Here is a 24,694-nt window from a genome sequence, read left to right as displayed (position 1 = left end):
TATTTTTATATAACACGAAGAAGCCAATAGCCATGCATAACCATCACGCCTGTGTAAAACATGGCAGCAGCCAATGCAAATTTGCCGGCTAAGGATTTTCCGTGAATTTTCCCAAAAAAGAAAAGCAAAATAACAGACAAAGCCACTTTGAAAAACAAGAAGAAAGCAGGACTCACCATGTAGACAGCCGACATCAGCCGATTCATTTCCTTGATAAACTCGAACCGCAGTCCGATATAGGATAAAATCCCATCAACTGTATTCAAAATCGCCAGGTAAAGAATCAATGCTTTCATTCGCTTTCCTCCCAGGATGTATCCAATCTATACTCACATTTTTCCGAATCTGAAAGCCGCGAAACAGCCACATGAAGGTATGAAAGAAGCCTCCCTCCTACACAAATCATCGAGGGAGGCTTTTTCAATTAATATACGCCCTGTCTCTTTCTTTGAAGAAAGAAGAGTACGCCACCGCCTGCGATCAAAATGGCGCCCGCCAGTAAATACCTATACAAATTGGTGGAGGTGTCCGGCAACGCTTCACCTGATTGTCCAGCTGATAACACCGAAACTCCATCGGTTGCATTGCCATCCCCATCCGAAGAAATCGGCTCGGCAACCGGTGTCACACCATCCGCATCCCTGTTGTCATCTGTTTCCGCTCCAGGTTCTTCATCAGGTTCCTCACCCGGCTCATCTCCAGGCTCGTCCCCAGGCTCATCGTCATCCCCCGGCACCGCACCCCCTCCGCTGTCCACTTCCCCTGTCGCCTGCAGGGTCAAACCAAACGACGCGGCAAGATCTTGGTACTCATTTCCAAGAGATAAGGGCATTGTGACCGTAACTGTAAGCTCTTCACTTTCACCCACAGCCAGTGCCCTTTCCGATAATAAGCCAAGACCGACAAGCGGTCCGCTGTATAACTCCTCATCACCGGCCCGAATATCCAGAAGGAGTGCGTCAAATAACTCCTCCGACCCCGCTTGCAATCCAGCATAAGCCGTATACGTAAAATCTACCGTTCCGCTATTTTCAACAGTCAGCGTTTTTACCGCCCAGTCACCGGGTTTTGCATTTTCAACCTCAAACAACACCGATTCAGGTGAAGTAGAAAGATCGATGACGGGTTCAACGCCATCTTCCGCATAGCTGACTGTCGCCGGGAAAAATAAGCCTAAGCCAAGGAGCAATGCACCGATTAAATATTTTGTCCGTTTTGCCATTGAAAAAACCTCACAATCTATTTAAGTTTTTTCACAACCTTTCCAGAAACGATTCATTGGGTAGTCAAGTTGGCGCCGTCTCCCTGTACTGCTTTAAAATGTAGATTGAGTACTGCTGAGTCGCCATCAAACTCGGCAGGAGCGTCATCTGCAAATGTAATGGTTAGCTCAACCGCCCTGTTCCCGGCTGGCACTATCCCTTCTCCTGCCAAATCGATCTCCTCGGCAAGCAGCTCACCGAGTGTCCCGCCGAAAACCTCTGCGCCATCCCCTGTGACAGTGACATAAAATTCATCCAGATATGAATCAAGCTCACTCACCGTTCCGCCATCCTGAAAGTTCGCTGCCGCTGCTGTCATCCATATATCCGCCATGGCAACCGTACCATCATTACGCAGGGTGAATGCTTTTGTTTTCGTATCTCCCGGTTCAAATTCACCGAGATTGATAGACTCAGACTCATCTAAAACGGCAAGCTCAAATGAACCATCCGCGAAATCACTTGCAACCGTGTGGCTGTCCGTCAGTGTAGACCAGGTTCCGCCCGCGACCAGCCCGAGGCTGAGCGCCAAAACCGCACCACCGGCAGCCTTTTTCCATTTGCCGTTCATTTCCTTCCCTCCTTCGCGGGGACTTCCCGATTCAATATCCCGCTTTCCTCCTTTGTTTGCCGCCAGCCCACTGCCAATAAAAACAATGCATATACAAGCAGGACCGCACCTATTAGAAGGAAGATACCGTTCAATTGATTGCCCCTGTTTAAAAAATGAACTGCGTAACCGGCATAAGGAATCGTAACGCCGGTATAAACACCTTCGATATAATCTTCGGGGACGAGGTACAAGTCGGCGGCATTGTTGCTGTCGCCTTTTGTTTTATACATGGTCAACCCGTCTGATCGATGCACATCAACAATCCGGTGTGTCACCGTACTGCCGCTTCCGCTTCTGTAAGTGATTACTTCTCCCCGTTCCAATTTCCCGGAATCCACTGCATTTTTTGTAAAAATGATGGACCCGGTTTGAAACGCGGGATCCATCGACCCTGACTGAACCGTCCGTACTTGATACGCCGCCGTTCCTGCCACGAAAAGAACGATAGCAATCAGCCCGCTTAAAAACCGATTCAGCCACACCTTCAAGCGGGATTTAGGTTCTGCGATCATTGTTCCTCATCCTCCGGCACTGTAACAGCAGACGGATCAGCAAGGCTGTCAGGTTCATCCGCACTGTCTTGCTGATCAGGTTCTTCAATGGAAGAGGCTTCTTCTTGATTTTCTGTATTCTCATCAGTTGTTTCATTGGTTGATGGCAACGGATTGGCTTCTTCTTGAGTTACAGGTTCAACTGGATCAGGTTGTACATCTGCTTCTGAATCGCTATCGTCATTGTTATCATGCACCGTTTCCTGATTTCCGGTGTCTGTTTGGCCTCCTTGAGATGGGGCCGCTTCACCTACCGGTACTTGAATATCATTGATGAGACCATCTTCACCAGGTGCCGCTGCAATGACTTCCACCGCCTCTGTTTTATAAGATGGCTTATCCTCCTCTTCATTTTCAACAACCATTTCAAATACATAAAAACCGGGAGTACTGGCTGCAAATGAGATAGGAAGTTCTTCATCCACTCCAAGAACAACAGGCTCGGATGTCTGATATACCGTTTCTTTTGCCTCATGGGAATGTGCATTGTCAGACCGGTACACGGCATAACTGATTGCCTGTTCAGTTCCGGAACTATTTTTTACAACAGTTGAGAGAGTAGCGAGTACTTTTTCATCAGCACTTTCGGTACTTACTTCAACAGGTTCAAGAGTCAGCAGTGCTTCAGGGGCAGGTTCCCCGTCGTCTTCGTCATGGTACCCGTGATCATCATCAATTGACACAACAATATCCGGGCTTCTCAGCATCGTGCCATCAATATTTTCAATCTCAAATACATATGTGCCGGCCTCGGTGACAGTTTCATAAATTCGGTTGTTGCCGCCGTGTTTCAAATCATCGGACGTTCCGAAGAGTATTTCCTCTTCACCTTTCAACACCCGGTATGCAACCCCCGGAATCGTTTCTTTCAGCGGATTCTTGATTTGCACAAAAATTCGGTAGGAATCTTTTTTCTTTTCCAGGTCGGCATGCTTGATTTCAAGAATGTTCGATTCATGGTCATCGCCGTCCTCATGGTCGCCGCCGTCATCTTCGCCGTGTCCGCAGTTTTCTTTCGCTGCTTTCACATAAAAGTACGGCTCTCCAGGACTGCCAGGCTCAGGGAAAATTTTGAAAAAGTAATCTCCACCCTTTTTGACAACGGCAGTAATTGACACACTTTCCCCGGACGCCAAAGCGCGGATTTCATTATCGTCCACCTCAATGATTTCTCCATTTTCCGGGTCACTTTCATGGCCGTGTGTACGAATCAGCTCAAACGTCACCGCTTCTTTCATCGTTGCCCCGCTATTTTTCGCGTGAAGCGTCACAAGCTTCTTCATTTTCAACTCTTCGTCTTTGGCATGGATAAACTCCGCTGTACTTCCCGTCAAATCACTATACTCCTCTTCCACCGGAGGCGGATCTTCATCATCCCCTCCCCCACCAGGAGGCGGCACATACACATTCCATTCCGTCCCAAACCCCATCGACAATTCAACCTCATCCGTGAACAATGAATTCGTCGGCATACTGAAATAACCAAGCGTCGCCAGGGAAACCGCCAACACAAACAACACCTTCAAAAACCACCAACCGTTTCTGCCCTTTCGTTTCCGATGTGATGTTGCCACAATGGTGCTCATTCTGTCACTCACCTCCCAATAAGCTTACAGCGAACATTTTTGTTCTTTAATGAGAACAATTTTGCATCTTAATTATACACCCATTCGTTGTTTAGTGATGGAAAAACAAGCAGAAATCGTTCGTAGTAACGAACGATTTATTATGGGAGAATTGTGATTGATCTGTGGGGAATCGGTAGAAAAGTGGAGTGTTTTTATAGCCAGGATACAGAGTTGCAGTGGAGATACTGAAGGGTGAAGATGGGGACATAAGTTTTCCTACTATATTATAGGGGGGGGAGATTGTAGATAAAAATTAAGTGAATATGTCTGTGATACATGGGTGTGGAACAATATTATCCAAGGAGGGACAGCCAAACCATTTGAGGGGGGAGAGGCTCGTGGAAACCAAATGTCCCGGTATTAATTTATAGAGGGACAAGTTATCTGTCTCTTTGTCCTCTTGAAGCCGATCCTCAGATTTTGCAGGCTGCTATTTACTATATTTATAAATGCCTATTAATTATGCTGGCCCAGAAAAAGACCTTGCTTTTTATACCAGTGCAAGCAAGGTTTTCTAAATTTTTTCTGTATACACAATTGGTTTTTTCTTTTTCTCAAAAAAGATAAACACTGCCCCGGTTATAATCAGCAAGAATCCAAAGAAAATATAAGCAAACATTGTAGAAGCTGTATCCGGTAGAAGGTAACCTCCACCCGTTATCCGCGGTTGATCTGATGAACCTCCCACTACGGCTCCTTCTTCTCCTTCCGCATACAAAGTGATTGTAAACTGTGTAGAAAGCGCTTGATATTCGTTTCCTAACTCTTCAGGAATTTTAACAATTAGTATTAAATCTTCGGAAGAGGCTGTTGCAAGTTTTCGTGGAAAAAGCTTATCAAATTCAGCCAGTTTTCCGTTATATAGCACTTCATCTTTATTATCTTTTAACGTCAACAGCAATTGTTCATAAAGTTCCTTTGAGCCCTGTTTAAAATCCGATTTTGTATAATACTCAAATTCAACATCCCCATTATTGTTTACCGTTAAGGTGCGTTCTGCCCAATCACCGGGCTTAAGATTTTCAAGATTATACAACAGTTTAACAGGACTGGTTTCGATATTTATTGGATCAGGTGCTGCAGTAGCAGGCCTCGCAAATATAGAAACTAAAAGACAAACCAATATCAACATAAGGTATGTTTGGGGTTTCACAGTGGACACCTCCCATTTTATATGTTGGACGAGGGATTTAATATCCATCTCCCCCGTCCCACTTAAGTATCAAATAATGCCCTTAATAATTTCCGTTATGTGCCTTTTCATTTTGCTTGTTATAACCGTTATGCTGGACATTCATGCCTTCCCATTGGGTCGCCTCAAGAGAGAAGGTGATATCAACAGCGTCTCCCTGGTAACGGTTTTGAGTAAATTCACCCCTGGCTTCACCTTCTATTTCCCTGCTTTCTTCATCTTTCATGGAAATTTTCATTAAAATAGCTTCTTTATCATTCGGCTTAACTGGAAGGCCGTCAAACTGACCGAACAGCATGTTATCAGGTGCAAGATTTAACCTTCCATCACCGCCCGTTTTTACACCAGCAGGAAAGTCATTAGCAACTAAATCTTTTAAACTAATGCTATCCCCACTGTTGATAATCATAAAGTTAGGATCATTCAAAAGCATTTGCAGAAAATGCGGGTCTTTGTCAGTGAAACTTCTGCTTGACACCCATACCATTTCTACATTAAATTGTTCTAGAAATTCCTCAATGTTATTTTCCTGCCCTGTTTGGGCCACATATTCATTTTCTTCCCCATTTGTGAAGCCTGAAGGCACCACATCAAGTAAAACTTCTTTTATCGCTAAAGAACCAACGTTATCCAGCAAAAAAGCCCGATACATTGAATCTCCCGGTTTTAAATCCGATACATTGAAGGTTGCCTCTGCTCCTTCAATATTGATCACTTCTAAATCCAGAGTGCCAGCTGCAAGGTGGTTTTCAACTGCCTCAACATCATTGAATGCCGCCCATGTACCGCCGCCTACAAGCGACAGCCCCAGGCATGCACTGAGTGCTCCGGTTACTAGTTTTTTGTTTGCTGACATTATTATCACTCCTATATTCTTAGAAAGGGAGAGGAATATGCTCCCTCTCCCTCTAACGAATTACCTATTCTTTTTGCTAGTTCGCAATAGGATCCCCATTATTGGCTTTTCTATTGGTTTCTACATCATTACCATTCATGTCGGTATCTGTGATTTCCTGGCCACCCCATTGGCGGGCTTCAAGGGTGAACTCAACATCGATTTCATCACCCTGGAATTTGTTTTGGACATAAAGACCGTCAACTTTTTCCTTGTCGTCTTTAAATGTTATTGTAATTTCTACAATATCATCATCCTCAGGAATGAGTGGAAGACCAGTCCATTCATTAGGGTTGATGGTGGCAACATTGATGCGGCCATCAGTCCAGTAGTCGGGATGGACAGCAGCTGCTAAAGTATTTTTCGCATCACTGTCACCACCGCTGGCACGATACACATCCGCAAGTGTCACATCAGAATCCGGTCCAAGAATAGTTTTAGGAAAATCGCTAGGCCCGCCTTCATTCCCAGTTTTAACTAGTGAAATTTCAAACTGGTCTAAAAACTCCAGCCCGGTATTGCTGCCAAAAACTTCGGTGGTTGCTTCAATATCCTCTCCATAATTACGGAATTCAAAGTTATCGATAGATAATAGTACATCCTTGATTGCCAAACTCCCGTCATTGACAAGCTTGATTTCTCTCGTCATATGATCGCCAGGCTTCAAGTTAGAGATATTAAAATGCATCGGCCCATTTGCTTGGGCAAGTTCTAGCTCCAACTCACCTGCAGCCATGCTGGCATTCACATTTTCGATATCATTGAAAGCCGCCCATGTTCCCGCACCGATCAGGGAAACACCCATAGCAGCGGCCATTGCGCCCATAGTCAATTTCTTCTTTATGCTCATATTTATTTAATTCCTCCTTATTTTTAAGCCGAGTTATAGTTTAAGTCCCTTACTGTTCATCGTTGCTTCGGTCTTCGCCAGCCATTTGAGTGGCCTCAAACATGACAGAGATATCTGCACCCTCACCCTGGTATTTGTTTTGTTCGAACAATCTGCTGCCCTCATAACGTGTCGAGTCTTCAACAAATGTCACTGTGATTGTGTATTCGTTAGACTTACCGCTTTCTAAGCCCGCTGCTGTGCCGCTTTGAGTGATATCATATCCGTTAAGACCTTTCAGATGATGCAACCGATGGTTATAAAGCGTTCTGCTGCCATCAGAGATGGTTACATTAAACTGGCTTAAAAACTGATTTTCACTGTTCCCTCCACCATCCGGAAGGTTGCTGTGTTTTACATCATCCCAATTTTCCACTTTTAACGTGGTCAAAATACTATTGATGTCCAACGAACCTTCATTTGTCAGCTTCAATGTTTTTGTAAAATGATCCCCCGGCTTAAGGTTCGTAATATCAAACACAACTTCCTTATCCACTGCAAGATCCAGCGTCCCAGCAGCAAATGTATTATCAACCGTTTCCACATCGTTAAACGCCGCCCATGTGCCGCCGCCAATCAGTGAAAGACCCATTGCTCCAGCCATAATCCCCATGCCCATTTTCTTTTTGAAACCCATGATATAATTCCTCCTCTTAATTTTTCACCCGCTTGGGGTATGTATTGTTAACCCTTCAAATAAAGGGTTAATACCTGAGAAAATCGATTATGCACTGGCCTGTTTTGTTTGTTTCTCAATCTCTTTAATTGCCTGGCGAATCAGAATGACAGCATAACCAAGCAATACCAATCCCGGAATGATCAACAGCAGTGCAGTTCCGATTGGGGAAGCAGCATAATTCAGGAAGTAACCGACGTAAGGAACCGTGTAGCCTGTATATTCCGCAACCACATTTGCAGCTAAAACAGGGTTCATATCAGCGTTTTCGTTGTTGTCTCCCTGCGTGCGGAACATCATGGAATTGCCATCTTCGAGCACTTCGATGACCCGGTGAGTGACAACTGTATTCTCATCCTGTTTAAATGTGATGATGTCATTCTTTTTGATTGTCTTGGGGTCATCGATTATCTTGGTCAGGATTAATGATCCTGTTTTAAAAGTGGGATCCATGGAACCTGACAAAACGGTTTTCAGCTGATAGCCATTCAGCTCCGGTTCTCCGCCTGAAGCTCTTGCCGAAATAACGATGGTAGTTGAAATTAAAAGGGTGATAAACACCACTGCATAAAGCAGGTTACCGAGAATTTTCATTGTTTTTTTCAATTCATTGATCTCCCTTCTGCTCTTCTGTCTCTTCTGTTTTGCTTGCAGCAGGTTCCTTGGATGTATTTACGGATGCCTTGTCAGAATTAGAGTCATCAACGTTTTCTGGTTCTTTCTCAGTAGAAGGCTTTGTCTGGTCATTGGAAGTCTCCACAGTTTTTTCTTCATCTGCCTTTTGCGATTCAGATCCCTGTTCACTTGAATCGGTGTCTTGTACAGGTTCAGTTTCTTCCTGGACTTGCTGTTCCGTCTGTTCTTTTTCAGCAGGCACAGCTTGCTGCTGTTCTTCACTGCTTTTCTCTGCAGCTTCTTCTTCGGCTGCACAATCTGTAACCTTTATGACTTCACTCCAGATATAGGAATAGCCCTCTTCATCCTTATGGTTTTCACCCGGATGATCGAGTGGCCGGCGGACCTTAAATCGATAATCACCGTTGCCCGGTAAAGAAACTGTCGACTGAATTGTTCCTATTTGTTCTTTAGCAATGGCCGGGACAACACCTGAATCCAATGCCGCTCCTACTGTTACCGGAACACCCTGGCTCATTCCATCCACTTTATAGAGCTCCCATGCCCACTCAGAGAAGGTGATTGTTTCACCTGAGTTATAAATCTCTGCAAAAACCTTTGGCGGTTCGCAAGTTGCTCCTTTATTAAGCGCAATTCCATCCTCATCAAAGGAAAGTGAACTTCTATCCCAGTCTGTTTCCGGTGGATCATCTTCAGTCCAAACTGATAATGAAGCAGTAACAGTTTCAATATCATTGAAGGCAGCGTTTGTGTATGAAGTGAACTGGACTGTTGAAAAAATAAATAAATACCAGATTAACAATGCTTGAATGCTGACCATAAGGAACCTGTAACTCTTTTTAACTCTTTTCGCCCTGGACTTTCGCAAGAGCTTTGCCTCCCTTCAATGAATGATGACTTCACTATGTATAGGTGGATCAGACAGCTTTGTTCTTTTTAACGAACCTGATGTGTCTAGTATAAATCCGTCTGTTCGTTTTTAAAAACGCCAAAATCAGCCGGTTATTCTTTTTAAAGAACGAAAACAACAATTTATCTTGACTTTTCTCTTATTATCTTACGTTTTTGTATTTTATTAAGAATATTATGTTCATTTTAAAGAACAATGTGAGTATCTTTTCTTTTTTAAAAATTCCGCCCAACACAAACTCCACCCCATAGTCATATCCCGCCCCCGCCCCTCATACAATGCAACTAGTACGTCATGTCTTTCTGTCCTCATCATTCAATTCAGCATGACCGACTTCAAAGTGAGGTGAACAGGTGATGGTGGTTGCATATAACGAGGAGGATGTTAAGCTGCTGGGCAGGCTGATGCGCTCGGAAGCCGAAGGAGATGGGCAGCTCGGCATGCTGATGGTCGGGAATACGGGAGTGAACCGGGTGCGGGCCAGATGCCTGGATTTTAAGGATATTAATACGGTGCGCCGGATGGTGTTCCAGTCGCCGGGAGGATTTGAAGCAACCCAGAAAGGTTACTTTTATCAGCGTTCCCGGCAAAAAGACCAGAATCTGGCCCGGAAAACGTTAAAGGGCCTGAAGTATCACCCGGCCAGTAACTCGCTCTGGTTTTTTATGCCGGAAGGGGCCTGCCCTGCGCAATGGTACGGACAATGGAATACGGGGCGCTTTAAATCGCATTGTTTCTTTTCACCGGCGCAATCTGAATGCCCGCGGGTTTTTTAGCTGCACACAGCCATCATTCACCGGCCATTTTATTGTCCAACTTTTTATCAGGTTCTTCATGAATGACAAAGGGAGGGGTTTACGTTGGCAAAAGAGAATCAGGAGCAACAGCAGTATGGTATGTATGGTCAGTCGCCTTATGCCGGTTACGCCGGATATCCCGGATATGAACCAGGCCAGCAGCAATATGAGTGGAGAGATCACGATATGGGGGCGAAGTCGCCTTATGCCGGGATGGACTACAGCGGAGCCCAGGCCCAGCCCGCTTATGGGTATCCGGCCGGCGGATACGGCATGCAGCCAGCCGTCCAGGGGGCTCAGACAGCAGGGTATCCAGGAACGCAGTCCGGCGGAATGTTCCCGTATGGAAGTACCGGCATGATGCCGCAGCCGGGGCAGGCCGGGCCGGATGTGCCTGGTATGCTGCCGCTTGAGCAGTCGTATATCGAAAACATTTTGCGGCTCAATCGGGGCAAGCAGGCAACTGTTTATATGACTTTTGAAAATAATACAGAATGGAATGCGAAAATTTTCAAGGGAGTTATAGAAGCTGCGGGGCGTGACCACCTTATTTTGAGCGATCCGGAAACTGGGAAACGATATTTGCTGCTGATGATTTACCTGGATTATGTGACATTTGATGAGGAATTGGAATATGAATATCCATTCAATGGCCCGGCGCCGGGCATGGCATCGTACACACCAAGATAATTAAGGACATTTTATGGTTTCTATCGTGCTGTGGCAATATGTTGCTTTTTAAGGACATACAAAAGGAGTACCTCCAACCGGGGTACTCCTTTCCTATTTTATAATCCTTTGTACGCTGCAACCGCAAGCAGCACCCAGCCCGCCAAAAACGCCACACCGCCGAACGGCGTGATGGCCCCGAGCACTTTGATGCCGGATGTGCTTAATACGTAAAGGCTTCCCGAAAATAATATAATCCCGATCAGCATGAGCCATCCTGACCAGTTCAGCATCGCACTTGCACCGATTTTGTCAGCCAGAAATGCGACGACGAACAGGCCGCCTGCATGGAACATCTGGTAGGTTACACCGGTTTGCCACGTTTCGATCATTTTAGCTGAAATTTTTCCTTCTAGGCCGTGGGCTCCGAACGCACCGAGCGCTACTGCCAGGAATCCGTTGATGGCGCCGAGTATAATAAAGGTTTGCATCATGTTTTTTCACCTATCCTTTAGACATTCTGCCTCCATCTTACCCAATTCCATTGAAAAAAGCGACCGTTTTACCGCTCGCTTTTCGGTCCGGCGTGTGATATACTTTAATTAGATAGTTATCTAATTATCTAATAATATATTTTAAAAGCTTACTGAAAACTAATCTTGTCCGGGTTAAACATATCTTTCCTTCAGCGAGAAAATGATGCTAATCCTTATTGCTGATGAATGGCGGAATTTTATCCGGTTACCAAGGTCATTCCCGCGGAATCCTGTTTTATCCGCCTTCCCGCTGAAGTGCAGCTGGTTCCCTTGTGGTTTATATAAGTCCCGCGGTTTCGGCTCCAGTTTTTATAGAAATTAACGCCTATAGTCAGCATAGCCCTAATAAAATGAGATTGAAGGTGGATGCGATGTCGCTCAATGATACATTCAAGGCGCTGTCCGATCCGACCCGGCGTAAGATTCTCGATCTGTTGAATGAACAGGATCTGACAGCAGGAGAGATCGCCGAACAGTTCAACATGACGAAACCGAGCATTTCCCATCATTTGAACATTCTGCGGCGCGCCGATCTGGTACAGGACGAACGACAGGGACAGCATATATATTACTCGCTTAACACGACCGTTTTTCAGGAAGTGATGAAATGGATGTGGGGCTTCACATCCGCCGAGAGAGGTGAAAAAGATGAAGATTAAACTTGACTGGTATTTACTTACCATTATAGCAGTTGGGGTGTTGATCAGTGTTTTCAGTTATCCGTATTTGCCTGATGAGATTCCGACCCACTGGGGGGTCGACAATCAGCCTGATGATTATTCATCGAAGCTGACGGGCGTACTGATCATGCCTGGTGTTTCGATTTTGCTCTATGCACTGTTTTTCGCCTTGCCGCACATCGATCCGCAGCGGGATAATTATAAAAAATTCAAGGGCAGCTATGATCTTATCATTCGGGCAACCATTACATTCATGCTGCTGCTCCATATCGCAACGATCGCGTACAGTCTCGGCTATCCGATCAACATCGGCTTGGTCGTCCCGATCGCCGTAGGCCTGCTGTTCACACTGATCGGAAACTATATGCCAAGGTTTAAACATAACTACTTCATCGGTGTCCGCACGCCATGGACGCTTGCAAACAGTGATGTGTGGCAAAAGACGCACCGCCTTTCGGCAAAGCTGTTTTTTGCCGGCGGGATATTGATGATGCTGTCGGCTTTCCTGCCGGAACCATGGCAGTTCATCACCTTTATAACAGTCGCAATTGCCGTATCGCTCGGCAGCATGGTCGCTTCGTATGTGTTTTACCGTAAAATAGGGAAACCGCAAATGTAAAAGGAGAGCCTTCGACAGGGCTCTCCTTTTCTATTGATCAAAAGTCAAACAGCGAATCACCGTTTGCATCATCTTCATCAAGCTTCGTTTCATTCAGTTTTGTAATTTGACCGGGCTGCTGGCCGTTGTTTTGAATGACGGCAGGCTGTCCGCCCTGATCCGAATGCTCTGCCGGAGGGTAAGCCTGCTGGATCTGCGCCGGCATTCGCTGCTCCCCCGTCCCCTCTTCGGTGCCGTCAAGGACAAGTTCGCTCAGCGTTTTGACCGTCCGCATCCGCTCTTTCACTTTCGCAGAACTTCCGCCCGCTTTTGCTTCACGGCGGGCCGCTTCTGTTTCCTGCTGTATTTTATCCAGTAACCGGTCAATCGGGATATTCATTGGTTCGGACCTCCTTCTTCTCCCTTCATCTTACTATGTTTTTTCCTGTTATCCAAACAACCGGCCGCGGGCTGCTTGATCCCCTGAAATGGCGAAATACGCCGGAAATGTTTTACAATATTGTTATTACCTTGACCTGCATAAAGGTTCTTAAATATCTTAATGTTAATAAAAGCACAGCCAAAAGCGGCTTTTTTCACTGACACAGGGCGCAGCAGCTCTTACCAGATGGTCCTGCTATACAGCGTGCATTTCGCCCGTCCCCCGCATGCAGCGGGCCCGGCCTTCTTGCCTTCCCAGCGGGTTTGCGTCCCTTTGTCTGAAATTCAACACAATGAAATGCAAACTCAGTCTTTATTAAAAGGCTCTGTTAAATGTTAGTGTTGATTTCCGTTGCAGGTACTCGCTTTCCGCGGGGTCGCACCTGTCCCGCTAGTCCCGCAGAAGTCTCGCACCTTCCACTCCAATCAACTAGTGAGAAAATCAACATTGAGCTTTAACAAAGCCTATTAAAAAGGAGTCCGACACATGAAGACATTGATCAATAAAAGCAAAGTTCTCATTTTTGACCTTGATGGGACGTTATATGAAGATACCGACCATTTCGATTATTATGCACGCCAGCTGATGAAGGAATTGCCTGAACATCAACAGGAAGCATTTATGAATGAATATTCCAGCATGAAAAACGATAATCATATCGTATCGATCGGAAAAGGGTACGACATGAAACGCGATGCAGTGCTGACGGTCGATCCGATGACGTTGGATGTCATTGAAGCCCATAGCTGGAAAGGGGCGGTTTGGCCGGGCAACAAGGTAAGGGAAACGTATAATGGACCCGTTACATTCGATTTCAAAAACATTATCGCCATTGGGGACGGCTGGTGGCTGCCGTTTGTAACTGCAGCCCACTTCGGGATTGCCGACAAAACACTTGAGTGCTATAACCGGACGAAAGAGTACATGGTGACAGACCAATTCCATCTGTCCAGAACCCCCGGATTAAAAGAAGGCCTTATAAAGCTGAAGCAATCAAAGGAGCTTGTCCTCATGACCAACAGTGACGCTGATGATGTCGAACGCCTGTTAAAAGAACTTGGATTGCAGGGAATCTTCGACTATAAATATTGCTCCTCACGGAAGCCGCTGGCAACAATGTCCCTCTTCCGCAACATTCTTGGCCGTTTCGGGGTTCACGCCCATGAAACATGTTCAATCGGAGACAATTTCATTAACGAGGTGGCCCCTGCCCTGAAAATGGGAATGAATGCGGTCTATATTCATCCGCATCGTCATGAAGCAGGCCATGAGAACCTGGCTGTGGTCCATACACTTTCCAATGCGTTTGAAGTTTGACATGAAGGAGAGGGATCAAATGTGAAGCCTCTTTCTCCAGGAATTCTTTATCTGAGGAGAAGCAGGCTTATTTCTCCTTCGCCGCATCTTCAAACAGCTGCATTTCATCCTTGTTTCCGAAGATGATCAGCAAGTCTCCCTCAGAAAGCTGCTCGGAAGCCAGCGGATTGCTGATCAGCCGGTCTCCCCTTTTGATTGCCGCGATTGTTACACCGAATGCCTCCCTGATTTTTGCCGACTGGATCGTTTTGCCCTGCAGCATGGAGTGCCTTCCGATTACAACTTCCTCGATACTGAACGATTCATTCGGTTCCTCCAGGACCGTATCGACATATTCAACACTGATCGGCTTGATGATGGACATCGCCATACGGCGTCCGCCAATGTTGGAAGGATTAATGACTTTATCTGCCCCTGCCCGTTTCAGCTTTGCTTCTGATTCCAGCTTCTCTGCCCTTGCGACCACCTGAATGTTCGGATTGATTCCTTTTGCGGTCAGTGAGATGAACACATTATCTGCATCATCCGGAAGTGCGGCAACAAGTCCGGCAGCCCGTTCAATTCCTGCTGCAATCAGCGTTTCATCTTCAGTTGCATCCCCCTCTATAAAAAGGACATCATTTGGCATTTCTTCGAGACTGCGGCCGTCTTTATCAATAATGACGGAACTTACCGCTTCATTCCCAAGCTGGGCGGCAACCTGTTCACCGACCCTGCCGTAACCGCAAATAATAATATGGTTTTTCTGTTTCCCGATTACCCTCTCCATCCGCTTCCTCCTTACTGTATCCGAAAATATACCTTCAATCATAATGACCACAAGCGAACCGAGTGTATAGGTCACAAGCCCGATACTCACCGGTATGATTAGCATTGTAAATATCTTCCCGGCGGCGGTCATCGGTATGATGTCGCCATACCCGACGGTCAGTACAGTGATCATCGTCATCCAGAGCGCATCAAAAAGGGACACATCCTCCAGAAGGGAGTAGCCGGCCGTTCCGAATAAGACTAAAAACGCCACACCTGCAATACCATATAACAATGACTTTAACGCATCCATTGCAAACTCCCCCGATTTTTTGTCTAGTCTTTCCCCTTCATCCATTCTACTATGACAAAATGTTTACAATCGTGAACAAGGTAAGAAATATCAAAGATTATTAATCGAAAATCAGCAATAATTTTTTCTTTTATTATATAATAGAAACAGCTTATAAAAGGAAAAGGAGGGACTGGTGTAAACCTTTGCAGAAGCTGACGTGTCAAATTTTCGGACCAAAAAATGACCTTCAGAAAAAGGTAAACCTGTTTGAAAAAACAGGGGCGCAAAGGTTCAGGTCTAAAGGGCGCAATTGCCCCATGGCAGCTGGCCTGCCTGAAAGCGGAACGGAGAATGGGTCATGGCACACATATTTGTGCTAAATGATGAAAAACAGTCTTTTGACCATGAATGGGCAGATTTGATGCGCAAGGCTAAAGAAATGGGTTTTACAGCAGATGAGATTAGAAACTTCCTTTTACACAACGGTCCGCATTCCGACAGCCCCCAGGAGCCGCTCCATTATGTAAGCAAAGGAGCTGTTCCAGGCGGGCAACCAGAAGAAGCTCTCCAGTAGTACTTTCCTTCAGCCTTACCCTTATTGGGGCCAAAGGCTGTTTTTTCTTTCACCCAGGCTTTTACTCACTTTATCGCTTGTTTGGGTATATATTCCTGATTTTATCTTTCCTTTCTTGTGGATTAACGAAATTGTCGAATTTTATATCCTGAAAAGAAAATACACATTCTTCATCTGATTATAGCTTTATTGTAATAAAATCTTTTGCATACCTCCTCGTTTTTCCAAAACTACCCCTATATCGCCGTTACACCCAGCGAATAACTTAAGTTACAATTGTCGTAAAAGTTCGATAACTTTAGCAAAATTAGACAGACTTCTTACTTGTTTCGATTTATCATTACTTGTATAGCTTCCCCGGGTGGAAAATTCAACCTCCAGAACAAGGGCTAACCTGGCCGAAAGGCAGGGGCGCAAAATCACAGGTCTAAGGGAATGATCATTCTATGACAGCTGGATTGCCTGGAAGGGAACATGGAGGGTAAAACAATGGGAACGAACACACGGCTTGATCAGGAATGGGTGGAACTGTTGATTGAGGCAAAGGAAGGAGGTTTAACGAAAGAGGACATAAGCAGCTTTCTGAATGATCCGCAGCATTATCTCCTGCAAATGAAGCACGAAAAGTCCTATATAAAAAATACATAATCCGTTCTATTTACAGAACATCCCCGTTATTGCTATACTGTTAACATAACGAAAAGAGAGCTAAATGAGGGATGGCCATGATCGGAGAACGTGTTAAACGGTATCGGAAAGAAAGAGGACTTTCACTGACTGAGTTAGCAGACCGGGCAGGCGTAGCAAAATCCTACCTGAGTTCAATCGAGCGCAACATTCAATCTAACCCTTCCATACAATTTCTTGAAAAAATCTCATCTGTACTTGGCATAAATGTTGAGACCCTGCTGTTGGATGAAGCGAACAAGGAAGACGCTGAGGAAAATCTCGATCCTGAGTGGGCACAGCTTGTCCAGGAAGCCATGGAATCCGGAGTAAGCAAGGAACAATTCCGCGAGTTCCTGGAATTCAATAAATGGCGGGTCCAGAACACGAAAAAAGATTAAATGCACAATTTGAGCTGCTGCCGATTCCGGCGGCAGCTTTTTCATATGTTAGCCGGCAGCATGCCCTTAACCCCTTTTTCTTTTCAGTGAAGGTGGTCATCTGCCGGTACATTGGTTTCCCAGGCTGTTTTTACCGCCAGTTCCTTCAGCATATTGCGGAATTCCATTTCATATAACGGTTTTCCTTCCATCTGGAAGTGGAATATGTATTTGTTGAGGTATCCGCGATATTGTTTTTTATGGCGGACTGATCCCAAAAGCGACCATTGCTCCTCCCCGGCTGGAAACTCCAGTATCAGCCTGATCCGGTCGGAAACAGGGAAGTTCAGGTGGCTGATGAATTCCAGCCCGTCTGTCATTAACAGTGTGATCAGCACTGTTCCTTTGTTTGTTTTCATATGCTTTTCATCTACCGCCGAAACGGCAATTTTACCTTTGATCGGCTGCTCCAGAAGATGAGTGATGTACATCTTTTTTTCCGTTCCGTTTTCCATTCCATTCTCCATTCCGTCCGCTCCCCTTCGTTCTTTTTAAAGAACTATCACTTTCATTATAAGGTACAAGAAGAAGATGTTAAAACATTATAATGAACATTATTATTCTCTATTAAGAACAAAAAGCTTGTTATTCTCCTTTTTTCTGAGTTTTTCTCCCTGTTTCGAACTTTTTCATTTGTCCATCCCGCCACTGGAGGCTAATGTAGATGGTGAAGGATGTAAAGGAAGGGATTCCGATCATGAAGTTAAGTATTCTCGACCAATCACCGGTAACAGAAGGAAAAACTGCCGCAGATGCACTGATGGCAACACTCAAACTTGCTGAAGCCGCCGACCGGTTAGGCTACACCCGTTACTGGGTGGCGGAGCACCACCAGCTCTATAATCTCGCTTCCCCCTCACCGGAAATTATGATATCAAAAATCGCTGACAGGACAAGCAGCATCCGTGTCGGCTCAGGCGCTGTGCTGCTGCCGCATTACAGCCCGTATAAGGTTGCCGAAACATTCCACATGCTCTCCGTCCTCCATCCTGGCCGGATTGACCTCGGAGTCGGGCGTGCACCAGGCGGTCCCCCGCATGCAACAATGGCGCTCAGCGGCAACTACCTTGAAAATGTCCGCCGTTTTCCTGAAGATATGTGTGATCTTGCCGGATGGCTCTCAAATTCTCTTCCCGGCGATCATGAGCTCAAAGAAGCGGAGGCTCATCCGCTGCCAGGCATTCCTCCTGAGTTATGGCTGCTTGGAACGAGTGAGAAAAGCGCGAAGCTTGCTGCCGAAATCGGCGTTCCGCTTGCATTCGGCCATTTTATGAGCAATTCAGACGGACCTGCAGCAGTGCACCAGTATCGCACAGACTTCCAGCCTTCCCATTTTTCCAGTGAGCCGGAAGTGATCATCGCCATTTCCGCCATATGTGCCGAATCCGATGAAGAAGCGGCCAGGCTTGCACGTAATGCTGCTGCGAGAAGTGTCATAAAAGAAGAACAGGATCTCGGTCGTAAAGTGCCTTTTATAACGAATCCTGTTGAAGACTTGTATAAACACCTCACACCTGAACAGCAGGAAACCGCTGATATGAAAATGGAAAAAGATGTGATTGGCAGCCCCTCCGTAATCAAACAGAAGCTGACGGGGTTAGCAGCACAGTATCAGGCTGAGGAACTGATGATTGTAACCATCACCCCTGATTATGAATCGAGAGTGCGGTCGTATGAGCTGCTGGCAGACGTGTTTTTAAGGGAAGGAGGAAGTTGAAATGGATAGAGAAAATCTCGAAAAGGAAATCATTGACCGATACAAGCAGGATGAACAGATGATGATTCTCGTTTTTGCCCAGTGGTGTGTCAACAACGATCTTGATCCCCTGGCATTATACAGGCAGGCCTACCCGCAGCAAGCGGATAATCCTGCCCTTTTAAAAACGCTGGAGCTCATCGTGCCGAAAGAGGAAGCCGGGGAAATCGGCGGGCAGACCGTGTTGAATATGCTGTCTTCCTACGGAAATGACGACCTTGCGATGATTGTCGCAGAGGAAATGGAAAAGCTGAAAAAGTAAAAAAATGCAGACAGCAGCTGATGTAAGTAGTTCCGATACTGTGGAGAAAATCTAAATAACATGTGAAATGACATGCAAAAACACACTAGTTTAGCACCATAATTAACAGTAAATATAGCAAACAAAAGACGCTTGGATTTTTATTTTCCAAGCGTCCTTTTTATATTCTTTTATTCAACTATTGCTCCCGTTTGTTGAATAAGGCCCAACTTCAGTTTGCTTTCACATACATTTTTGCAATGTGATGGTACTGTTGATTTCCGCTGCAGGGAGTTCGCTTTCCGCGGGGCGGGCGCTGAGCCTCCTCGCTGCGCTGCGGGGTCTCATCTGTCCCGCTACTCCCGCTGGAGTCTCACCCCCTTCCGCTCCAATCAACTGGTGAATGAGCAACGTTTCCAAGCCCACATCGTAATAAATTGAAATACTTAAAAAAAGAATCAGCGCTGGAATGAAGATAACGCGACATGGTTGGCAGTATCAACATTCCTGCATATCGTTTGTTTCGCTTTACTGAAATTGCCTGTTACACCATCAAATGCAACGAATGGTTGGAAAGCAACCGTTTCATAGCGGATATCGTATACCGACCCTCCTTGCCTTCCGTAGGACCAGAGTATACGGGATATAATTTTTTTATGTCAAACAGATAAGACGAAAACTCGAAAACAAGCATATGAGGAATTTAAAACTGCGAAATATGAATTGCAAGAATGGGGTTCAATGAATGAGTATGCAACTAAGTCTTTAAGGAAATTAGCATTTCATAAACTTGAAAAGTTGTTCCGAACCCACCAATTTCACGAAACTAAAACAGCAGGAACAAGCGTATATAATGTTCACACAGATAACCCGATAGAACATCCGCTTGGGACACCAGAAAGAGGATTTCGTCAAGTGGATTGCACAACGGAATGGGATGATTTTTTGAAGGTTATTAGGAAATTTATGTTAATGTATAAATAATAATTGTTCATATAGAAAAGGAGGCTAGCAATGAATAAAAAAATATGGATTATTTTAATTCCGCTTATTCTAGTAGTGGCGTATGTTGGATTTTATTATCAAACACATATATCAATTTGGGGATTTTCTCTTTCTAAAAATGATATAAATCAGGTCATTGTTAGTAGCGAAAATGAAGAGGAATTTTCTCAATATCTAATCACTAATCAAAAGGAAGTTTTGGAGATAGCAAAGTTGTTTTCTAAGTCGGAAAAATATTCAGAAATTAAACAAAATAACTTTCCACCTGATGAAAGACCTGAAAAATACACTAAAATTCTGCTACAAACACAGGATAATACTACTTATGGTGGTAGTCTGTGGATTATAGGAACAAAGTATGTGCAGGATAGTAGTGGTTACTATTGGAAGATTGATTATGAAAAATTAAGCAGATTATTAAACGAAGCAATCCCATCTGCTAAGAGATTACATTAAAATTCAAATGCTAAAGAGCTTGGGTAATTACCCAAGCTCTTCTTTGTGCTAATTGGTGTGTTAAATATAAAGTAATTTCCTTAAAGAAATACCTGTTATTTAACCATTTTTTAGTGTTTTGCACTCACCGCCCGCCCCGCGGCAAAGAAGACACTGTGAGTGCGACCGAAGGGAAGCAGGAACAGATGTCGCCCTTGTGCCCTTGGGTGAAAGCGAGCCCCTGCAGCGGAAATCAACTTCCCGTTCTAAAGCTCACTTTATGGAGAACTTAAGTCATTCCTTCTTCCACAATCCTTTTTCATTAACATCAGAACAATCTTAATATTGCAATTAGTGTAGCAAATGTTATTTGTAGTGTGGTTTCGTACGATTTTTTGCACGTCAAAAAACGGTAATCATTGTTATAAAAAACAAGAAAAGATCAAATGATATGAAATTTGGTCTGATAATCAGTATGTTGTTTCATTGCTCGAAAACCGAAGCCATTAACGGTCTGCTTTTTTATTAAAGCATCACAATCGCCAGCCGGATAAGCAGGATAAGCAGGAGGCTGTACATAAGCCAGGTGACAAGGTTCAGCCTGTTTTTTATTTCACGGATCGTTTTGCGCCTTGGCAAGTCTTTGCCGTCAGAGTGACTATAGACGCTTAACACAATTCCGACTGCCGCCATATTGGCCAGCAGGGAGCTCCCGCCATAGCTGATGAAAGGCAGCGGTATACCGGTGATCGGCAGCAGTCCAATCGTCATGCCGATATTTTCAAAGACATGAAACGTAATCATGCCGATAATGCCTGTGATGATATAACGGTTCACTGGATGGACGGACGTGAATGCGATATTGATCATGCGGGCAATCAGGACAAAGTAAAGCAGCAAGAGCACTGCTGCTCCTATAAAGCCGAATTCACCGCTGATGATCGTAAAAATGAAGTCGGAATGCGCCTCGGGCAAGTGCGTCTCCGTCGCCAGGTATCCAGCTCCCGACAGCTTGCCGTCTCCGATGACCGACAATGACTGGACAAGCTGGAATCCGCTCGTCTCGGCATGTTGAAAAGGTTCAAGCCAGCCGGACAAACGGGCCAGCTGGTACTTTTTCAACACCAGTTCAAGTACGGAAGGAAACTGAAAGAATAAAAGGAAGAACAGCCCCAGCCCTCCCAAAATGACAAGGAGGATCGAGCCGATAACTTTCAGATTGATTCCTGAAATGATCAGCATGACAAACAAGATGGAAAGATAGACAAGCACTGTACCGATATCCGGCTGTTCCAGTACGAGTACGGACGGAATTGCCCAGACAAGAATCATTTTCAGGAAAAGCCTGCCGCCTGTCTTATCTTCTTCATCTTTACCTTTCTGTTTATGTGAATGGATGACAGAGGCAAGCGCTACTATCAAAAAGATTTTCATCAGCTCAGAAGGCTGAAAAGCCCCGAGGCCGGCAATTTCATACCACCCCTGTGTGCCGTTGATAACCGGTGCCGTGATCAATGAACCCGATGCCGGCAAAAAATTGAGCCCGATCAGGAGCGCAAGCCCGACGATATAGCCGGGCCAGGCAAGATATCGTGTTGCTGCCGGTACATTGACCAGGGCGACAAGGAGCATCGCAGCAGTCCCGACTCCATACCACATCAGCTGTTTTATCAAAAAGTTCCCACTATATTGCTGGGTGCTCTGGGCAGAGTATATGCCCAGCAGGCTGATCACAAAAAACATACCAATTATGAAAAGCAACACCCGGTCTTTGCTGTATCGATTTAGCATGACGATACTCCCTTCATGTCAATGCATTTGATGAGTTAAAATGTCAGGTAAAATGATGGCTGTCAGTTGAAATGATACGCTTAAGATACGTTTTTTGCCAACTTATTTAAACGGATTGACTCAGTAAAGATTATGATGTGCGCTTTCAGGGTACTTTTCTCATAACATCTATATTTATCACCATTCCTCTAATGGTAAACCTCTCTGTCAGGGGGCATCCCAAATGAAGAAACATGAACTTTTACAATGGCTATACAGGCTCACGGTCCCAAAAGGCCTGGCGATTATCGGCGTTGTCACGATTCCGGTCGCACTCGCCTTTTTCACCGAACCGCTTGATTACAATAGCGTCAAGTGGCTGGGCCGGATCGGACTCATTTATTTTTTGATCGCCTTCACTTTGTATCTGCTGTTATTCACCATCAGCCATTCACCGCGCCCGAAACCTAAGTGGCTCGGGAAACTGGTCGGGTTTACAAGGGTGTTTATCCGCTTCCATGTGGCAACGGCAATTTATGCGGTTCTCTGGATTCTTCCGCATGCATGGTGGATGGGGAGCAATGTGCCGTTTGATAACCGCTACAGCTGGACAGGAGCACTTGCACTTCTGGCCCTTATACCACTGCTTATCACAGGCTATATGCGGAAACGGAAGTCTTCAGGGAAACGCCGCCGGTTCCACCGGTACAGTGCCTTCGTGTTTGTCGGTTTGATGCTGATTCACTTTTTTCTCTAGCGGAAATGAAGTATTATACTTCTATCCAAACCAGTTGGCTAAATAAAATAAGAGCGGCATCCCTTTTCACGCACCAAGTTGATTGGTGCGGATAGGCTCGACTCCGACGGAAGCAGCGGGACAGGTGAGACCCCGCAAGAGCAATAGCGATAATGAGGCTCACCGCCCGCCCTGCGGCAAAGAAGACAACGTGAGTGCGACCGAAGGGAAGCAGGAACGGATGTCGCACTTGTGCCTGTGGTGAAAGCGAGCCCCTGCAGCGAAAATCAACTTCCCTCCTAAAATGCAATTTTTTTGAAAAGGATTTATCCCATTAAAGATACTCTATTGGAATAACCCTCACCCAAAAGACATCATTTGTGCTTATTACGGGCAATCAAAGCTTTACTCCCTCCAAATTTCCGCTGTCTCTGCTATAATAGTAAAGTTGCCGATATCCATAGCGGCAGTAAGCAGTTCGAAAAATCCTGCTCTATCAAAACTAAGGAGGAATTTATCTATGGAAAACAGCCCAAGAATCCCGGCATCCGGACCGATGCCGCGTCCAGCCAGTACGGAGGAGGCACGCCAGGTATTAAAAAACGAGGCGTTCCCGGCTCCGAATGTACAGGAGATCACGTTCCGCGCCCTGGAATTCACATCGATTTGCCCGAAAACCGGGCAGCCTGATTTCGGGCAGGTGGAAATTTCATATGTCCCTGATGCGAAATGCATCGAGTCAAAATCGCTGAAGTTTTATTTATGGGCGTTCCGCGAAGAAGGCAGTTACTGCGAATCGCTTGCCGCTCAAATTGCCGATGATATCGTGTTCGCCATCGACCCGCTGAAAGTGGAAGTGACCGTTTACCAATCAGCCCGCGGCGGCATTGAGTTGAAAACAACAGCAGCCCGCATGAAAGACGGGGACGGACAATGAGCAAGGGCTATATGGAAAATAAGCTCGTCCTGCTGAATATCCTGTTTGCCGTCTCGCTGGTCACAGCCAATACACTCGCCGGAAAAGTCATCATGGTCGGCGGTTCGATTGTGCTTCCGGCCGCCGTGATCACCTATGCATTCACGTTTTTGCTCACCGATATCATCCATGAGCAATATGGCCGCCAACAGGCACAGCGAACGGTGCTTTTCGGCTTCATTGCCCAGGTGTTTGCAAGTGTGATGATTTTTATCGGACTGAAACTGCCCGTTGCCCCGTTTGCAGCGGAAACACAGGGTGCCTATGAAGTTCTGCTCGGCCAAAACTACCGGTTTGTCATCGCCAGCTTTGCCGCTTACTTCATCTCACAAAATATTGATATATACTTGTTCTCCTATCTTAAAGGGAAAACAAATGCGAAGCATAAATGGCTCCGCAACAATGCAAGCACCTTTGCATCCCAATTTATCGATACGACCATTTTCATCACGATCGCCTTTTACGGCACCGTGCCGAACATCTGGATAATGATTGTTTCCCAGTTCGGTGTTAAGCTTGTTCTGGCGCTTATCGATACGCCGCTATTTTATTTGTTCACGAAAACAAAGGGAACTGGTGAAACTGGACAAGAACCTTATGCTGTATAGGATCAGAACCGGCCCGCTATCAGATTGCGGGCCGGCTTTTTTCAGGTGACAGGCACCCGTCGGATATTGTCGAATGACACTCTGTAAAGGTCGTTTTGGCTATTTCAAAAGCCAAAGAACCCTTGCTTCATCAGCAAGGGTTCCTTTATCT

Annotated in this window: 31 protein-coding genes and 2 riboswitches; of the genes, 15 read left to right on the top strand and 16 right to left on the bottom strand. The window is 45.5% G+C overall.

Annotated elements, in window-relative coordinates; translation table 11 throughout:
* Positions 1-5 precede the first annotated feature (5 nt).
* The 11 genes from A4U59_RS04950 to tapA form a co-directional block, all read right to left on the bottom strand.
* Positions 6-296 (bottom strand): DUF5658 family protein, encoded by a 291-nt coding sequence (locus A4U59_RS04950; RefSeq protein ID WP_066176009.1) that lies wholly within the window; start codon positions 294-296, stop codon positions 6-8.
* Between the two features lie 128 nt (positions 297-424).
* The gene (locus tag A4U59_RS04945) at positions 425-1,222 is read right to left on the bottom strand and encodes an LPXTG cell wall anchor domain-containing protein (RefSeq protein ID WP_066176004.1); all 798 of its coding nucleotides are present in this window, start codon (positions 1,220-1,222) and stop codon (positions 425-427) included.
* A gap of 53 nt (positions 1,223-1,275) precedes the next feature.
* Positions 1,276-1,833, bottom strand: a complete 558-nt coding sequence (locus A4U59_RS04940) for a TasA family protein (RefSeq protein ID WP_066176001.1) — start codon at positions 1,831-1,833, stop codon at positions 1,276-1,278.
* A complete protein-coding gene (locus tag A4U59_RS04935) occupies positions 1,830-2,387 on the bottom strand; it encodes a signal peptidase I (RefSeq protein ID WP_066175998.1) in 558 nt (185 codons plus the stop codon). The genes A4U59_RS04940 and A4U59_RS04935 overlap by 4 nt, the downstream gene beginning before the upstream one ends.
* A complete protein-coding gene (locus tag A4U59_RS04930; RefSeq protein WP_066175995.1) occupies positions 2,384-4,012 on the bottom strand; it encodes a hypothetical protein in 1,629 nt (542 codons plus the stop codon). Before A4U59_RS04930 ends, A4U59_RS04935 begins: the two co-directional genes overlap by 4 nt.
* A 556-nt stretch (positions 4,013-4,568) precedes the next feature.
* The gene (locus A4U59_RS04925) at positions 4,569-5,207 is read right to left on the bottom strand and encodes an LPXTG cell wall anchor domain-containing protein (protein WP_066175991.1); all 639 of its coding nucleotides are present in this window, start codon (positions 5,205-5,207) and stop codon (positions 4,569-4,571) included.
* 82 nt (positions 5,208-5,289) lie between these two features.
* A complete protein-coding gene (locus tag A4U59_RS04920; protein WP_066175987.1) occupies positions 5,290-6,102 on the bottom strand; it encodes a TasA family protein in 813 nt (270 codons plus the stop codon).
* 76 nt (positions 6,103-6,178) lie between these two features.
* On the bottom strand, positions 6,179-6,991 hold the full coding sequence (locus tag A4U59_RS04915; RefSeq protein WP_066175984.1) for a TasA family protein: 813 nt from the start codon (positions 6,989-6,991) through the stop codon (positions 6,179-6,181).
* 49 nt (positions 6,992-7,040) lie between these two features.
* Positions 7,041-7,667 carry a TasA family protein gene (locus A4U59_RS04910; protein ID WP_066175982.1) on the bottom strand — a complete coding sequence of 209 codons (627 nt, stop codon included), beginning with the start codon at positions 7,665-7,667 and terminating at the stop codon, positions 7,041-7,043.
* A gap of 87 nt (positions 7,668-7,754) precedes the next feature.
* Complete coding sequence (gene sipW / locus A4U59_RS04905; RefSeq protein WP_245680498.1) at positions 7,755-8,300, bottom strand: signal peptidase I SipW; 546 nt, start codon at positions 8,298-8,300, stop codon at positions 7,755-7,757.
* A 13-nt stretch (positions 8,301-8,313) separates the two neighbouring features.
* Positions 8,314-9,210 carry an amyloid fiber anchoring/assembly protein TapA gene (gene tapA / locus A4U59_RS04900; protein ID WP_066175977.1) on the bottom strand — a complete coding sequence of 299 codons (897 nt, stop codon included), beginning with the start codon at positions 9,208-9,210 and terminating at the stop codon, positions 8,314-8,316.
* A gap of 395 nt (positions 9,211-9,605) precedes the next feature.
* Here tapA and A4U59_RS04895 point away from each other — a divergent pair, with 395 nt between their 5' ends.
* A complete protein-coding gene (locus tag A4U59_RS04895; RefSeq protein WP_066175974.1) occupies positions 9,606-10,028 on the top strand; it encodes a cell wall hydrolase in 423 nt (140 codons plus the stop codon).
* A 120-nt stretch (positions 10,029-10,148) separates the two neighbouring features.
* Entirely contained in the window at positions 10,149-10,739 is a 591-nt protein-coding gene (gerQ, locus tag A4U59_RS04890) for a spore coat protein GerQ (RefSeq protein ID WP_425388877.1), read from the top strand.
* 98 nt (positions 10,740-10,837) lie between these two features.
* Here gerQ and A4U59_RS04885 read toward each other — a convergent pair whose 3' ends face one another.
* Positions 10,838-11,209 carry a DUF423 domain-containing protein gene (locus tag A4U59_RS04885; RefSeq protein ID WP_066176276.1) on the bottom strand — a complete coding sequence of 124 codons (372 nt, stop codon included), beginning with the start codon at positions 11,207-11,209 and terminating at the stop codon, positions 10,838-10,840.
* Between the two features lie 416 nt (positions 11,210-11,625).
* Between A4U59_RS04885 and A4U59_RS04880 the strand changes: the two genes are divergently transcribed.
* Both A4U59_RS04880 and A4U59_RS04875 read left to right on the top strand, forming a co-directional pair.
* Positions 11,626-11,913 (top strand): autorepressor SdpR family transcription factor, encoded by a 288-nt coding sequence (locus tag A4U59_RS04880; protein ID WP_066175970.1) that lies wholly within the window; start codon positions 11,626-11,628, stop codon positions 11,911-11,913.
* Positions 11,903-12,553 carry an SdpI family protein gene (locus tag A4U59_RS04875; RefSeq protein ID WP_083270666.1) on the top strand — a complete coding sequence of 217 codons (651 nt, stop codon included), beginning with the start codon at positions 11,903-11,905 and terminating at the stop codon, positions 12,551-12,553. The genes A4U59_RS04880 and A4U59_RS04875 overlap by 11 nt, the downstream gene beginning before the upstream one ends.
* Positions 12,554-12,590: 37 nt before the next feature.
* Here A4U59_RS04875 and A4U59_RS04870 read toward each other — a convergent pair whose 3' ends face one another.
* Positions 12,591-12,932, bottom strand: a complete 342-nt coding sequence (locus tag A4U59_RS04870; protein WP_066175967.1) for a YwdI family protein — start codon at positions 12,930-12,932, stop codon at positions 12,591-12,593.
* 528 nt (positions 12,933-13,460) lie between these two features.
* Between A4U59_RS04870 and A4U59_RS04860 the strand changes: the two genes are divergently transcribed.
* On the top strand, positions 13,461-14,291 hold the full coding sequence (locus A4U59_RS04860) for an HAD family hydrolase (protein WP_066175962.1): 831 nt from the start codon (positions 13,461-13,463) through the stop codon (positions 14,289-14,291).
* A 67-nt stretch (positions 14,292-14,358) separates the two neighbouring features.
* On the opposite strand, the gene A4U59_RS04855 is transcribed toward A4U59_RS04860, so the two are convergent.
* A complete protein-coding gene (locus A4U59_RS04855; RefSeq protein ID WP_066175959.1) occupies positions 14,359-15,354 on the bottom strand; it encodes a potassium channel family protein in 996 nt (331 codons plus the stop codon).
* A gap of 228 nt (positions 15,355-15,582) precedes the next feature.
* Positions 15,583-15,673, top strand: a riboswitch (cyclic di-GMP riboswitch).
* Between the two features lie 21 nt (positions 15,674-15,694).
* Between A4U59_RS04855 and A4U59_RS04850 the strand changes: the two genes are divergently transcribed.
* From A4U59_RS04850 to A4U59_RS04845, 3 genes are all read left to right on the top strand, one after another.
* Positions 15,695-15,910: an anti-repressor SinI family protein gene (locus A4U59_RS04850; protein WP_066175957.1), complete on the top strand. Its 216-nt coding sequence runs from the start codon at positions 15,695-15,697 to the stop codon at positions 15,908-15,910.
* Positions 15,911-16,287: 377 nt separating this feature from the next.
* Positions 16,288-16,376: riboswitch (cyclic di-GMP riboswitch) on the top strand.
* Positions 16,377-16,399: 23 nt separating this feature from the next.
* A complete protein-coding gene (locus A4U59_RS20790) occupies positions 16,400-16,558 on the top strand; it encodes an anti-repressor SinI family protein (RefSeq protein ID WP_106406301.1) in 159 nt (52 codons plus the stop codon).
* Positions 16,559-16,635: 77 nt separating this feature from the next.
* Positions 16,636-16,977 (top strand): helix-turn-helix domain-containing protein, encoded by a 342-nt coding sequence (locus A4U59_RS04845; RefSeq protein ID WP_066175953.1) that lies wholly within the window; start codon positions 16,636-16,638, stop codon positions 16,975-16,977.
* 83 nt (positions 16,978-17,060) lie between these two features.
* Here A4U59_RS04845 and A4U59_RS04840 read toward each other — a convergent pair whose 3' ends face one another.
* A complete protein-coding gene (locus A4U59_RS04840; RefSeq protein WP_066175951.1) occupies positions 17,061-17,483 on the bottom strand; it encodes a hypothetical protein in 423 nt (140 codons plus the stop codon).
* 197 nt (positions 17,484-17,680) lie between these two features.
* Here A4U59_RS04840 and A4U59_RS04835 point away from each other — a divergent pair, with 197 nt between their 5' ends.
* From A4U59_RS04835 to A4U59_RS04820, 4 genes are all read left to right on the top strand, one after another.
* Entirely contained in the window at positions 17,681-18,733 is a 1,053-nt protein-coding gene (locus tag A4U59_RS04835) for an LLM class flavin-dependent oxidoreductase (RefSeq protein ID WP_083270665.1), read from the top strand.
* A gap of 1 nt (position 18,734) precedes the next feature.
* Positions 18,735-19,034 (top strand): hypothetical protein, encoded by a 300-nt coding sequence (locus A4U59_RS04830; RefSeq protein WP_066175949.1) that lies wholly within the window; start codon positions 18,735-18,737, stop codon positions 19,032-19,034.
* 702 nt (positions 19,035-19,736) lie between these two features.
* On the top strand, positions 19,737-19,997 hold the full coding sequence (locus A4U59_RS21670; protein WP_169823914.1) for a hypothetical protein: 261 nt from the start codon (positions 19,737-19,739) through the stop codon (positions 19,995-19,997).
* Between the two features lie 30 nt (positions 19,998-20,027).
* Positions 20,028-20,474 (top strand): hypothetical protein, encoded by a 447-nt coding sequence (locus tag A4U59_RS04820; protein WP_066175943.1) that lies wholly within the window; start codon positions 20,028-20,030, stop codon positions 20,472-20,474.
* A gap of 504 nt (positions 20,475-20,978) precedes the next feature.
* Here A4U59_RS04820 and A4U59_RS04815 read toward each other — a convergent pair.
* Positions 20,979-22,244: an FtsW/RodA/SpoVE family cell cycle protein gene (locus A4U59_RS04815; protein WP_066175941.1), complete on the bottom strand. Its 1,266-nt coding sequence runs from the start codon at positions 22,242-22,244 to the stop codon at positions 20,979-20,981.
* Positions 22,245-22,467: 223 nt separating this feature from the next.
* On the opposite strand from A4U59_RS04815, the gene A4U59_RS04810 reads away from it, so the two are divergent.
* The 3 genes from A4U59_RS04810 (at position 22,468) to A4U59_RS04800 (ending at position 24,543) form a co-directional block, all read left to right on the top strand.
* The gene (locus A4U59_RS04810; RefSeq protein ID WP_066175938.1) at positions 22,468-22,980 is read left to right on the top strand and encodes a DUF4405 domain-containing protein; all 513 of its coding nucleotides are present in this window, start codon (positions 22,468-22,470) and stop codon (positions 22,978-22,980) included.
* A gap of 499 nt (positions 22,981-23,479) precedes the next feature.
* A complete protein-coding gene (gene queF / locus A4U59_RS04805; protein WP_066175934.1) occupies positions 23,480-23,896 on the top strand; it encodes a preQ(1) synthase in 417 nt (138 codons plus the stop codon).
* Complete coding sequence (locus tag A4U59_RS04800) at positions 23,893-24,543, top strand: queuosine precursor transporter (protein WP_066175932.1); 651 nt, start codon at positions 23,893-23,895, stop codon at positions 24,541-24,543. The genes queF and A4U59_RS04800 overlap by 4 nt, the downstream gene beginning before the upstream one ends.
* Positions 24,544-24,694 lie beyond the last annotated feature (151 nt).

The sequence above is a fragment of the Bacillus marinisedimentorum genome, assembly GCF_001644195.2.
Lineage (GTDB): Bacteria > Bacillota > Bacilli > Bacillales > Bacillaceae_O > Bacillus_BL > Bacillus_BL marinisedimentorum.
This window is presented reverse-complemented; position numbering and strand designations above follow the sequence as displayed.

Coding starts and splice junctions, on each gene's coding strand:
- A4U59_RS04950 (WP_066176009.1), bottom strand. CDS start 296: ATGAAAGCATTGATTCTTTACCTGGCGATTTTGAATACAGTTGATGGG.
- A4U59_RS04945 (WP_066176004.1), bottom strand. CDS start 1,222: ATGGCAAAACGGACAAAATATTTAATCGGTGCATTGCTCCTTGGCTTA.
- A4U59_RS04940 (WP_066176001.1), bottom strand. CDS start 1,833: ATGAACGGCAAATGGAAAAAGGCTGCCGGTGGTGCGGTTTTGGCGCTC.
- A4U59_RS04935 (WP_066175998.1), bottom strand. CDS start 2,387: ATGATCGCAGAACCTAAATCCCGCTTGAAGGTGTGGCTGAATCGGTTT.
- A4U59_RS04930 (WP_066175995.1), bottom strand. CDS start 4,012: ATGAGCACCATTGTGGCAACATCACATCGGAAACGAAAGGGCAGAAAC.
- A4U59_RS04920 (WP_066175987.1), bottom strand. CDS start 6,102: ATGTCAGCAAACAAAAAACTAGTAACCGGAGCACTCAGTGCATGCCTG.
- A4U59_RS04915 (WP_066175984.1), bottom strand. CDS start 6,991: ATGAGCATAAAGAAGAAATTGACTATGGGCGCAATGGCCGCTGCTATG.
- A4U59_RS04910 (WP_066175982.1), bottom strand. CDS start 7,667: ATGGGTTTCAAAAAGAAAATGGGCATGGGGATTATGGCTGGAGCAATG.
- sipW (WP_245680498.1), bottom strand. CDS start 8,300: ATGAAAATTCTCGGTAACCTGCTTTATGCAGTGGTGTTTATCACCCTT.
- gerQ (WP_425388877.1), top strand. CDS start 10,149: ATGTATGGTCAGTCGCCTTATGCCGGTTACGCCGGATATCCCGGATAT.
- A4U59_RS04885 (WP_066176276.1), bottom strand. CDS start 11,209: ATGCAAACCTTTATTATACTCGGCGCCATCAACGGATTCCTGGCAGTA.
- A4U59_RS04880 (WP_066175970.1), top strand. CDS start 11,626: ATGTCGCTCAATGATACATTCAAGGCGCTGTCCGATCCGACCCGGCGT.
- A4U59_RS04875 (WP_083270666.1), top strand. CDS start 11,903: ATGAAGATTAAACTTGACTGGTATTTACTTACCATTATAGCAGTTGGG.
- A4U59_RS04870 (WP_066175967.1), bottom strand. CDS start 12,932: ATGAATATCCCGATTGACCGGTTACTGGATAAAATACAGCAGGAAACA.
- A4U59_RS04860 (WP_066175962.1), top strand. CDS start 13,461: ATGAAGACATTGATCAATAAAAGCAAAGTTCTCATTTTTGACCTTGAT.
- A4U59_RS04855 (WP_066175959.1), bottom strand. CDS start 15,354: ATGGATGCGTTAAAGTCATTGTTATATGGTATTGCAGGTGTGGCGTTT.
- A4U59_RS04850 (WP_066175957.1), top strand. CDS start 15,695: ATGGCACACATATTTGTGCTAAATGATGAAAAACAGTCTTTTGACCAT.
- A4U59_RS20790 (WP_106406301.1), top strand. CDS start 16,400: ATGGGAACGAACACACGGCTTGATCAGGAATGGGTGGAACTGTTGATT.
- A4U59_RS04845 (WP_066175953.1), top strand. CDS start 16,636: ATGATCGGAGAACGTGTTAAACGGTATCGGAAAGAAAGAGGACTTTCA.
- A4U59_RS04840 (WP_066175951.1), bottom strand. CDS start 17,483: ATGGAGAATGGAATGGAAAACGGAACGGAAAAAAAGATGTACATCACT.
- A4U59_RS04835 (WP_083270665.1), top strand. CDS start 17,681: ATGGTGAAGGATGTAAAGGAAGGGATTCCGATCATGAAGTTAAGTATT.
- A4U59_RS04830 (WP_066175949.1), top strand. CDS start 18,735: ATGGATAGAGAAAATCTCGAAAAGGAAATCATTGACCGATACAAGCAG.
- A4U59_RS04820 (WP_066175943.1), top strand. CDS start 20,028: ATGAATAAAAAAATATGGATTATTTTAATTCCGCTTATTCTAGTAGTG.
- A4U59_RS04815 (WP_066175941.1), bottom strand. CDS start 22,244: ATGCTAAATCGATACAGCAAAGACCGGGTGTTGCTTTTCATAATTGGT.
- A4U59_RS04810 (WP_066175938.1), top strand. CDS start 22,468: ATGAAGAAACATGAACTTTTACAATGGCTATACAGGCTCACGGTCCCA.
- queF (WP_066175934.1), top strand. CDS start 23,480: ATGGAAAACAGCCCAAGAATCCCGGCATCCGGACCGATGCCGCGTCCA.
- A4U59_RS04800 (WP_066175932.1), top strand. CDS start 23,893: ATGAGCAAGGGCTATATGGAAAATAAGCTCGTCCTGCTGAATATCCTG.